This window comes from Pontibacterium sp., from assembly GCF_041587635.1.
Classification (GTDB): domain Bacteria; phylum Pseudomonadota; class Gammaproteobacteria; order Pseudomonadales; family Balneatricaceae; genus Pontibacterium.
Genome location: NZ_JBFGYC010000151.1, coordinates 1 through 7,588 on the forward strand (window position 1 = coordinate 1; position 7,588 = coordinate 7,588).

The following is a 7,588-nucleotide window of genomic DNA, read 5'->3' on the forward strand; positions in this document are numbered from 1 at the left end:
ATTCCTACGCGTTACTCACCCGTCCGCCGCTCGTCAGCGAGTAGCAAGCTACTCCTGTTACCGCTCGACTTGCATGTGTTAAGCCTACCGCCAGCGTTCAATCTGAGCCATGATCAAACTCTTCAGTTTAAATCATTTGTGAATATCCGAAGATATTCGGCTCCAGTTAAAACAACTTTGTAAAAATGAATTCACTAGGTTGCTTGTTCTGGATAAAAGCTTTTGTGCTTCATCCTGACAAGCGCCCACACGAATTATCTGATCAATTTGTTAAAGAGCGTTGCTTGATGTTTCGTCTCAAGCGAGGCGCATATTTTACTGTGCGCCGCGTCGATGTCAACCGTTTATTTGCAAGTTTTTCAAAAGTTTTTGAAGACTTGCCGGTGATTCGACCTGCTGGAATGATCCGCTAATTTACGTTGTAAATCAAGGGGTTATTTCAGCAGTCTCGCGATCCGTTTGCTGTCCGAAGAAGCTGTTGTCTCAAGCGAGGAGGCGCATTCTACAGACCTCAGCATGGGGGTCAACAGCCTTTGTTAAAAAACTTCAAAAAAACGTAAAAAAACCTTAAAACGAACAAAAAACCATCAACCCTGATTAAATAACACACAAAACAAAGCAGCAGACACAAAAAAGGCGCCTGACGGCGCCCTTTCTTTACGGTAAAACCGTTAACTAAGAGGTATAGCTCAGCGGAACAAAGGTCCCCCAAAGCACAACCGTTGTCGCAATCAATCCGACCAGAACACACAAACCCACCGTCAGAATTGAGGTGGAGAAGAAGAAACCACGTTCTTCCGGGATCTGCATAATGATTGGCACACCGGTATACAGCAGATAAACGGTGTAACAGAGGGCGATCATGCCCACAATCACATTGAACCACAGCATCGGATACAACCCTGCCAGTCCGGAGAGGAATAACGGGGTCGCTGTGAACGTTGTGAGCACAAGACACTCATCAAACGACACATTACCGCCGTAGGTTTTTTCCATCCAGTGAACGGCATATGCAATAACGCCAACCGCGAACCACATAGCGAAATAGAATGCGACTCCCGCCATCAATGCGCTCATCGTCTCCAGCCGGACATATTCGGAGCCTGCGATACTCCACCCGATCTGGGTAGTACCGATAAACAGCGACACGGCTGGTATTGCAGCAAGAATGCTGATTTGTGCCAAAAACACGTGAAAAGTCGAATAGTGCTCCTTGCGTATCATTCCCCATTCATCTTTAGGGTGATACAAGATTCCCATCATATGTTGTAAGAACATGAGGCTACCCCCTCAGGTGCCGCACCTCCCTTTCGCGAGTACACCTTTTAAAGTTGAGTGATCTTCATCGTTTCGGTATTACTCCATTTCCTTGAGGTTTCAGGAACTTTCAAATTCAAAGTGTTAGCCAGCCGGAATCACAATCGTGAAGTGATCCACCAGCAATACCACAAAAAATAGCATGATGTAGTTGATGCTGTGACGAAACATTTTCATAGGCTCTCCAACTACTCTCTTGCTGTACAAACGATACGCCCAATACATAAAGCGCAGATTGAGCAGCATAACGCCCAGCAGATAGATCCCTCCAGACATTCCCGTTATGTAGGGAAGAAGGGAACAGAGCACCAGCAATATCGAATACAGCATAATTTGTAGTCGCGTGTAATCTTCACCATGGGTGACGGGCAGCATCGGAATACCAGCTTTGGCGTAATCATTTTTACGCGCAATGCAAAGTGCCCAGAAGTGGGGTGGTGTCCAGGCAAAGATAATAAGCACGAGTAACAGCGCATTGGGATCTAATGTCGCGGTCACCGATGTCCAACCCAGAAGCGGCGGCGCGGCACCGGCTATACCACCGATCACAATATTTTGTGGTGTGGCGCGTTTCAGATAGACGGTGTAGATCAGCGCATATCCGATCAGCGATGCCAAGGTCAGCCACGCGGTTAATGGATTGACCATCATCACCAGCAAACCGATACCTAATGTGCCAGTTAACGCCGCAAACATGAGCGCGCTTGCAGGTGAGAGCTTACCTTGTGGCAATGGACGACGCTGAGTTCTTGCCATCTGCTCATCGATACGGCGATCCATCACATGATTAACTGCCGCAGCACTGCCCGCCGCCAAACCGATACCTATAGTTCCAAACAGCACAGCATCCCACGCAGGAAAACCAGGCGTCGCAACAAACATGCCCACCACGGCTGTCAGCAACATCACCGCCACGACTTTGGGCTTACAGAGTTCGAGATAGTCTCTCCATCCCGCATGTTCAACCGCAACCACCAGCACTTTTTCGTTACGCATGACGAACTCCCTCCCGTAGCAACCCAATCCGGCTATATAGCCATACAAGACTGACCAGCAGTGCCACTGCACCGCCGTGATGAGCGATTGCCATATAACGCGGCAATCCCCAAGCAACATTCAACATCCCCAGTGCGTTTTGCCCGATTAGAATTATTGCTATCGCACTCAGGGGAAACAGCAACGCTGTCTGCTTTCTTAGTACAAGACAGAGAGCTAATAAGTAGAGGCTGACCATCACCGCCCCGAATCGATGCACTACCTGAATGGCTGCACGGGATTCACGATCTTTCAGGCCACCCTCATGACTCTGCCCTGTATACGCAGGCAACGAGAACCCACCGTTGTAATCAAAACTCACGTATTCATTGCGCTCGCAGAACAACCAATCCGTGCACGCCCACCCTGCATAGTTGGAGCTGGTCCACCCTCCTAGCATGATCTGAGCAAACAACAGTATCGCGCCAACGACCACCAGCCGCTGACGACTGGAAGACGACAACTGATACCTCTCTTTCACACGGATCAATCGGTATCTCAGGATCAGCAATAATGTTAGCGTCAGCAATCCGCCCAACAGATGCAGCGTGACGACCTGCGGCAATAACTTCAGCGTGACCGTCCACATCCCAAATGCGGCCTGGATAATGACCAGGCCCAACAATGTAAAAGCGAGCTTCAAAGGAGATCCTGGACGATGACGTTGTTGCCATGCCAGCCAGGCGATAGCCGCAATCAACAAACCAAGTGTTCCCGCAGCATAACGGTGAACCATTTCCAGCCAACCTTTCGCGGCGACTATGGGTTGTTCGGGATAGAGCTCCTGCGCTGATGCCAGCTGCTGCGTATCAGAGGGCAATACCCACTCGCCATAACAACCCGGCCAGTCAGGACATCCTAATCCGGCGTCATTGATGCGTGTCCAGGCGCCCAGCAGCACAACCACCAGCGCCAGTAGAATTGCCAAATGACAGAGTCGCAATACACGTTCCATCGCTGTCTACCCTTAGCCTATTTTTGACAGTTTCAGCATGCGTTTTAAATCCAGCAGCAGATCACGCGGGTTCTGATCCAAAGGATAACGCATCACCAAATTACCCAGCGGGTCAGCAACCCAGACGGCACTGCCAATTTCACTAATCCGGCCACTGACCAACATCGTTTTTATTTTTGCCGGGTGACCACTCAGCACATGCCATTGCACCCGATCTCGCTCACGCCCCAATGCTTGGTGCAGATTGGGCAACGTCGTTTTCCAGCTATCACAGGTGCGATCACAATCATCGTAGGTCAGCAACAGATGCCAGTCGCCGCTATGCACCCACTGTTCGCCCGCAGCATCTTCTATCTCCCACTCCTCCAGCTCTGCACCGGGAGGCAGAAGATCACCGTGATTCATGCGTCCGTCAGGCACACCCACCTGACCAAAATACATGCCCATTGCTAACAACATCGGTAGGATTCCAACGCCCCACACCAACCAAAACATTCCTTTATTCATGTGCCCGCCTCCTCTCTTCGCATCCGCAAGAGATTCCAGCCAATCAACAACACCAGCACCCCAGCCATGGCAAACCACTGCACAGCATAGGCTTGATGTTTTTCCGGCAACATCACCGCCGGTGACCAGCTCAGGTCAGCTTCCGGTAATACAGGCTCATTAGGCCGAATCACCCAGGGCATCAGAGTGAGTCCCAATCGCTGTTCCAGCCCGTCCAATTCAATTCGTTGTATCCGTTGCGGCCAAGTTGGTTGCCACTGGCTTTTACCAAGAACTAATGGCTGCGAGGCTTCTGTCAGCCGCCCCTGAATGGTTACAACCCCTTTTGGCAATTCAATCTCCGGGAGAATACGCCGATCCTGATCGGCGGCGACCCAACCCAAATTAACCAATATGTGACGTTTGCTCCCCTGCGGCTGGAACAATGCCACCACCTCGTAACCCACCTTTCCCTGACGGGTTCGATTGTCGAGCAGGAACCAACGCTCTTGCTCTAAGACACCTTGCTGGCGTATCAGGCTGAACTGCTACAGCGCGGGGTGACTTAATCCTTTCACACCCTCATCGGAACGCTGCCATTGCTGCAGCAACACCTGTTTTTGCTCTGCCCGCCCCAACTGCCAATTGCCCAGTGTCAGCAGCCCAGGCAATACCAAAATCCCCATGAGTAACAGCATCCACTTGAAGCGCCGGGCACTCTGAACTTTACTCACAGTGTCTCTCCTGCAACCTGATCGAGGGAACCGACCATGTTCAAAGCGCTTCTTGTCGTAGTGTTCTTCGCCGCAGTCATCAGTCTTTTCTCTGGCCTGTTCTACATCCTGCGGGACCGGGGCCAGTCCAGTCGTACCGTCCACGCCCTGACGTTACGTGTTTTTTTCTGCATGCTGCTGCTCCTATTGCTTGTTTACGGCATCTACAGTGGTCAATTGATGCCTAACCACCCCTGGCCGGTTTAGCGCCTCACAGGATGTACACGAATAAGAACAATCCTACCCAGACCACATCGACGAAATGCCAGTACCAAGACACCGCTTCAAACGCGAAATGTTGCTTAGGTGAGAAGTGTCCACGCATCACCCGGAACCAAATCACCAGCAACATGAAGGTCCCCAGCGTGACGTGTAAACCGTGAAAACCCGTAAGAATGAAGAACGTCGCGCCGTATATGCCCGCATTTAATGTCAGCCCTAACTCCTGATAGGCCACGACATACTCTTCCGCCTGAAAATAGATAAACGTCACACCTAGCAAGACAGTGATCGCCATCCAGATTACGATCCAGTCGCGGTTATTCTGTTTCAGCGCACGATGAGCGAGCGTTACGGTGACACTGGAACTCAACAGCAACACCGTGTTCAGCAATGGTATGTGCCACGGATCTATCACCGCCTGCGGTCCGGGGAACGACTCCATATCCGGTGTTGTCATTAACGGCCACTGGGCTTCAAACCCTTGCCACAACATATTGGTGATCCCTTTGTCTCCCTCACCGCCTAACCAAGGTACAGCGAGTGTACGGACGTAAAAGAGCGCACCAAAAAATGCCGCAAAGAACATGATTTCCGAAAAGATAAACCAGCTCATACCCCAGCGATAAGATGCATCCATCTGATCGCTATACATCCCTGCCCGACTTTCGTTAATCACGTTACGAAACCAACCAATCAGGATGACGGCTAGCAGCCCTGCACCGACCAGCAAAATGAATCCACTGAAGCCTCCGCCATCCTGAGCGCTGAGATTATTGATAAATCCCCCCGCCCCCATCGCCATCATGAACAGCGCGATAGATGCCAAAATTGGCCAGCGGCTTTGATGGGGAACGTAATAGCTTTCGGTGCTCATAACATGAACCTCCGCGTCAGTGGCTGCTCGGCATAATGATTCGCCTGCAGTTGCGGCGTAATATCAAACAACGTGTAAGACAGGGTGATCTTCGAGATGTGATCCGGCAGATCGGGATCAATCACAAACAACAGCGGCATCTCCCGTTGCTGACCGGCTTCCAGTGATTGCCGTTCAAAACAGAAGCAGTTGATCTTCTGTACATATTCAGCCGCTTCTGCCGGGGCAACGGAGGGTACAGCCTGAGCGATCATAGTCTTACCGGTTGGGTTCCGAGCGAGAAATGCGGTCTGCCCCGTCATACCGGGGTGGATATTTATCTCGGCCGTCACAGGTTTAAACAGCCACGGCATCGCTTCGTTATTCACCGCCATCAGCTGCAAACTGACGGTGCGCGAGCGATCTACCTGCATCGGCTCAGCAGGACCGGTCCGGGTCACCTTTCCGTTCAAACCAGTGATGTCACAAAACACGTCATATAACGGCACCAGCGCAAAGCCGAAGCCAAACATCAGTACACTACCCAGCAACAAGTTGCGGACGACCTTAGTGTGTTTGCTCTGGAGTTGTGCCATACAGCACCTCCATCATCTCGTTATAGTTATTTCACCTGCGGCGGTTGCGCGAAGGTGTGATAAGGCGCAGGTGAAGGCACGGTCCATTCCAAACCTTCAGCCCCCTCCCACACTTCAGATGTCGCAGGGCGCTTCACACGAATGCACTGGATCACGTTGTACACCAGTAACAACTGGGATAACCCGAACATAAATGCACCTACCGATGCGACAGCATTAAAGTCCGCGAATTGCAGCGCATAGTCCGGGATACGTCGTGGCATACCGGCCAGTCCTACAAAATGCATAGGAAAGAACGTGACATTGACGCCGATGAAGCTGAGCCAGAAATGCCAGCGGCCCATCGTCTCGTTGTACATATTGCCGGTCCATTTGGGTATCCAGTAATAGACCGCAGCGACGATGGCGAAGATCGCCCCCGGTACCAAGACATAGTGAAAATGCGCCACCACAAAATAGGTATCGTGGTATTGGAAATCAGCAGGTGCTATCGCCAGCATGAGTCCAGAGAAGCCACCGATGGTGAACAACACCACAAAGGCCAACGCAAACAGCATGGGCGTTTCAAAAGTCATAGAGCCACGGAACATGGTGGCCACCCAGTTGAATACTTTCACCCCGGTCGGCACCGCGATCAGCATGGTGGCGTACATGAAGAACAACTCACCCGCCAACGGCATACCCACAGTAAACATATGGTGCGCCCAGACGATAAAGGCCAAAAAAGCGATCGAGGCAGTGGCATACACCATAGAGGCATAACCAAAGAGTTTCTTACGGGCAAAGGTCGGAATAATCTGGCTGACGATACCAAATGCCGGCAGGATCATGATGTAGACCTCAGGATGACCAAAGAACCAAAATACATGCTGGAACAGCACCGGATCACCACCACCGGCGGCATTAAAGAAACTGGTACCAAAGTGGATATCCATCAGCATCATGGTCACCACCCCTGCCAGCACCGGCATGACCGCAATCAGCAGAAACGCCGTGATCAACCAGGTCCAGACGAAAAGCGGCAGCTTCATCATGGTCATACCCGGCGCACGCAAGTTAAGTATCGTGGCGATGATGTTGATCGCGCCCATAATCGAGCTGATCCCCATCATATGTACCGCAAAGATAAAGAAGGTCACGCTGGGTGGTGCATACGTGGTTGAAAGCGGCGCGTAGAAGGTCCAGCCAAAGTTAGGGGCTCCGCCTTCCATGAACAGGGTGGCCACCATCATGCTGAACGCAAACGGTAGTATCCAGAAACTCCAGTTATTCATCCGTGGTAACGCCATGTCCGGTGCACCGATCATCATCGGCACCATCCAGTTCGCCAACCCCACAAACGCGGGCATAA

11 protein-coding genes and 1 rRNA gene are annotated in these 7,588 nt (G+C 51.4%); 2 read left to right on the forward strand and 10 right to left on the reverse strand.

What is annotated here, in order from left to right; all coding sequences use genetic code 11:
• Positions 1-129: ribosomal RNA gene (locus ABYW01_RS09390) — 16S ribosomal RNA — on the reverse strand; the annotation flags it as partial.
• A 95-nt stretch (positions 130-224) separates the two neighbouring features.
• Here ABYW01_RS09390 and ABYW01_RS09395 point away from each other — a divergent pair.
• Positions 225-413: a hypothetical protein gene (locus tag ABYW01_RS09395; protein ID WP_372832296.1), complete on the forward strand. Its 189-nt coding sequence runs from the start codon at positions 225-227 to the stop codon at positions 411-413.
• 262 nt (positions 414-675) lie between these two features.
• On the opposite strand, the gene ABYW01_RS09400 is transcribed toward ABYW01_RS09395, so the two are convergent.
• The 6 genes from ABYW01_RS09400 to ABYW01_RS09425 all read right to left on the reverse strand — a co-directional run bounded on the left by ABYW01_RS09400 (position 676) and on the right by ABYW01_RS09425 (position 4,527).
• Positions 676-1,278, reverse strand: a complete 603-nt coding sequence (locus ABYW01_RS09400; protein WP_372832298.1) for a Yip1 family protein — start codon at positions 1,276-1,278, stop codon at positions 676-678.
• Between the two features lie 123 nt (positions 1,279-1,401).
• Positions 1,402-2,313: a heme o synthase gene (gene cyoE / locus ABYW01_RS09405; RefSeq protein WP_372832299.1), complete on the reverse strand. Its 912-nt coding sequence runs from the start codon at positions 2,311-2,313 to the stop codon at positions 1,402-1,404.
• Positions 2,306-3,307, reverse strand: coding sequence for a heme A synthase (locus tag ABYW01_RS09410; RefSeq protein WP_372832301.1), 1,002 nt, complete (start codon positions 3,305-3,307; stop codon positions 2,306-2,308). Before ABYW01_RS09410 ends, cyoE begins: the two co-directional genes overlap by 8 nt.
• A 12-nt stretch (positions 3,308-3,319) precedes the next feature.
• A complete protein-coding gene (locus ABYW01_RS09415) occupies positions 3,320-3,814 on the reverse strand; it encodes a hypothetical protein (protein WP_372832302.1) in 495 nt (164 codons plus the stop codon).
• Complete coding sequence (locus tag ABYW01_RS09420) at positions 3,811-4,332, reverse strand: SURF1 family protein (RefSeq protein WP_372832311.1); 522 nt, start codon at positions 4,330-4,332, stop codon at positions 3,811-3,813. The genes ABYW01_RS09415 and ABYW01_RS09420 overlap by 4 nt, the downstream gene beginning before the upstream one ends.
• A gap of 9 nt (positions 4,333-4,341) precedes the next feature.
• Positions 4,342-4,527: a hypothetical protein gene (locus ABYW01_RS09425; protein ID WP_372832304.1), complete on the reverse strand. Its 186-nt coding sequence runs from the start codon at positions 4,525-4,527 to the stop codon at positions 4,342-4,344.
• Between the two features lie 36 nt (positions 4,528-4,563).
• Here ABYW01_RS09425 and ABYW01_RS09430 point away from each other — a divergent pair, with 36 nt between their 5' ends.
• A complete protein-coding gene (locus ABYW01_RS09430) occupies positions 4,564-4,773 on the forward strand; it encodes a twin transmembrane helix small protein (RefSeq protein ID WP_372832305.1) in 210 nt (69 codons plus the stop codon).
• A gap of 4 nt (positions 4,774-4,777) precedes the next feature.
• Here ABYW01_RS09430 and ABYW01_RS09435 read toward each other — a convergent pair whose 3' ends face one another.
• From ABYW01_RS09435 to ABYW01_RS09445, 3 genes are all read right to left on the reverse strand, one after another.
• A complete protein-coding gene (locus ABYW01_RS09435; protein ID WP_372832307.1) occupies positions 4,778-5,662 on the reverse strand; it encodes a cytochrome c oxidase subunit 3 in 885 nt (294 codons plus the stop codon).
• On the reverse strand, positions 5,659-6,237 hold the full coding sequence (locus ABYW01_RS09440) for a cytochrome c oxidase assembly protein (protein WP_372832308.1): 579 nt from the start codon (positions 6,235-6,237) through the stop codon (positions 5,659-5,661). The genes ABYW01_RS09435 and ABYW01_RS09440 overlap by 4 nt, the downstream gene beginning before the upstream one ends.
• 26 nt (positions 6,238-6,263) lie before the next feature.
• Positions 6,264-7,588: cytochrome c oxidase subunit 1 (locus tag ABYW01_RS09445; RefSeq protein ID WP_372832309.1), on the reverse strand; the 1,325-nt coding region annotated here is incomplete at its 5' end.